The sequence below is a fragment of the Bdellovibrio sp. genome, from assembly GCF_036384735.1.
Classification (GTDB): domain Bacteria; phylum Bdellovibrionota; class Bdellovibrionia; order Bdellovibrionales; family Bdellovibrionaceae; genus Bdellovibrio.
In genome coordinates this window covers 1-2,391 of the sequence record NZ_DASVLT010000006.1, presented here as the reverse complement: position 1 = coordinate 2,391, position 2,391 = coordinate 1, and the positions used below count along the sequence as shown (strand labels likewise).

The 2,391-nt window shown below is 45.1% G+C and carries 3 protein-coding genes; all 3 read left to right on the top strand.

Features of this window, described 5'->3' with window-relative positions; all coding sequences use genetic code 11:
* A partial coding sequence (locus tag VF412_RS00665; protein ID WP_331337261.1) for a chemotaxis protein CheW occupies positions 1 to 680 on the top strand: 680 nt, incomplete at its 5' end.
* Positions 677 to 1,549 (top strand): protein-glutamate O-methyltransferase CheR, encoded by an 873-nt coding sequence (locus VF412_RS00660; protein ID WP_331337260.1) that lies wholly within the window; start codon positions 677 to 679, stop codon positions 1,547 to 1,549. The genes VF412_RS00665 and VF412_RS00660, both read left to right, overlap by 4 nt.
* A 9-nt stretch (positions 1,550 to 1,558) precedes the next feature.
* On the top strand, positions 1,559 to 2,391 hold an 833-nt coding region (gene cheB, locus VF412_RS00655), incomplete at its 3' end, for a chemotaxis-specific protein-glutamate methyltransferase CheB (RefSeq protein WP_331337259.1).

The window sequence follows — 2,391 nt, the reverse complement described above, 5'->3', positions numbered from 1 at the left end:
ATACTCTTCCGGATGAAACTGTTTTCCAATATATATTCCAACCGGGCTTTTCGACGGCAGATAAAATTTCTGATTTATCTGGGCGTGGTGTTGGTTTGGATGTTGTGAAATCAAATCTGGATAAAATCAACGGTAAGATCAACATTATGTCTAAAGCTGGTGTTGGTACGACTTTCCGTCTGACAATTCCGCTCAGCACGGCGATCACTGACGGTATCATCGTGGCGTTGGATGGAGCTCGCTATATTTTGCCAATTCATTCGATTCGCGAGATCGTGCGCGTTCAACCGAAAGACTACACGAACGTTTCTAAAGCGGGCAAAGTGGCAAGCATTCGCGGTCATTTGTTGCCGGTGATTGATGTCTCTAAAACTTTGGGCTCTATCAATTGGACGTTGAATAAAAAAGACGAAATGTTAGCGCAACGTCGCGAGAACTCTTTGAGTGCGCGTCGTGAAGAAACAATGCTTGTGATCATTGAATCCATGACAGGTCAGATGGCCTTCCCGGTGGATGATGTTTTGGGGCAGGCTCAAGTGGTTGTAAAACCAATCACAACAGGTCAGCACATTCCAGAGGTGGCAGGCGCTGCGATCTTGGGTGACGGTCGTACGGTTCTTATTCTTGAACCAGGCGCACTGGTAAGCAATGTTGCAAAAGGCAGGGAGATGGCAGCATGAGCTCGGTAAAAAAAGCTAACGACGTTGTTGGTTCCTTGTATGACTTCGAGGATATCAAGCTTTCCGACAAGATGTTCGAGAAATTTGCGACACGTATGTATGAGCTTGCAGGAGTAGACTTACCGCTCACACCGAAAAATCATGCATTGATTCGTAATCGCATCGTGAAGCTACTTCGCCGCCATTCTTTGAAAACATATGAAGAGTATTGGGCGATCCTTGAAAAAGGCAGCCACGAAATGGTGCAAGAGTTTATCTCTGCATTAACGACGAACATGACGTCATTCTATCGTGAATCGAATCACTTTGATTTCTTACAGAAGGTTTTGCCTGAATTGGCGAAAAAATTTGGTAATGATATTCGCATATGGTGTGCGGCTGCCAGCACGGGGCAAGAGCCATACACGATTGTCATGACGGCATGTGAAACGCAACCAGAATTGGGTGCTGCGAAAGTGCGTTTGCTTGCTACCGACATTGATTTGCAAGTTTTAAAAAAAGCTTCTGTAGGTACCTATGAAGAGCGTGAAATGCAGGGGCTTCCGCCTTTGCAGCGCAGTAAGTACTTTGAGAAAGTGACAGCAAAAGGCGAGGAGTTCTGGAGAGCCAAAGATCAAATTCATGGCATGATTCGTTTCGCGCAATTTAATTTGATGAGCCCAAGATACGAATTTCAGAATAAGTTCCACGTGATTTTTTGCCGTAACGTTTTGATTTATTTTGATGAAGAGACTACGAAGAAGGTGATCGACAATTTAGTAAGCTGCTTGGCTCCAGGCGCTTACTTGGTTCTGGGTCACTCTGAGTCAGGTAACGTAAAACATCCTAACTTAAAACCGCTTTCCCGTGCGGTTTATCAAAAGATTTAAGGAGCAGTCATGTCCGCAAAGATTCGTGTTCTAATCGTTGATGACTCTGCTGTGATCCGTAAGCTTTTAGAAAAGATTTTCTCTTCAAGTCCGGATATTGAAGTTGTTGGGACAGCCTCTGATCCCTATATTGCTCGCGATAAATTGGTGGCTTTGAAGCCTGATGTAATGACCTTGGATGTCGAGATGCCCCGTATGGATGGCATCAGCTTTCTTGAAAAAGTCATGCAACACTTCCCAACCCGTACAATTATTTTTTCGAGCTTGGCGAAGACAGGTTCTGAAACTTATTTCCGTGCTCTTGAAGCAGGTGCTATCGAGATTATGGAAAAGCCCTCTATCGATGTCAGCCAAACATTAGAGGCACTTTCAAAGGCGATCGTTGAAAAAGTTCGTGAGGTTTCGAGAGCGCGTATTAACCCAGTGAAGAAAGTGGTTTCGCCTACAGCCCCTGTCGCGAAGGTGACTTCCATGGCAAGAACGACGCATCAGATGATCGCTGTTGCTTCTTCAACAGGTGGTACTGAAGCTTTGAAAGTTTTCTTGTCTGGTATGCCGGCAGATATTCCAGGAACTGTGGTGGTTCAACATATGCCCCCTGGTTTTACGAAGTCATTCGCTGACAACCTAAACAAGATGTACCCTTTTGAGGTGAAAGAAGCTCAAGAAGGTGATCAAGTTGTGCCAGGTCGCGTGTTGATTGCTCCAGGTAACTATCACATGGAAATTACACGCAGTGGTGCCTACTACTATGTGAAACTTCACCAGGGACCTGCTTTACACAGTGTGCGTCCTGCAGCAGATTATTTGATGAAGTCTGTGGCGAAATACGTTGGTAAGAA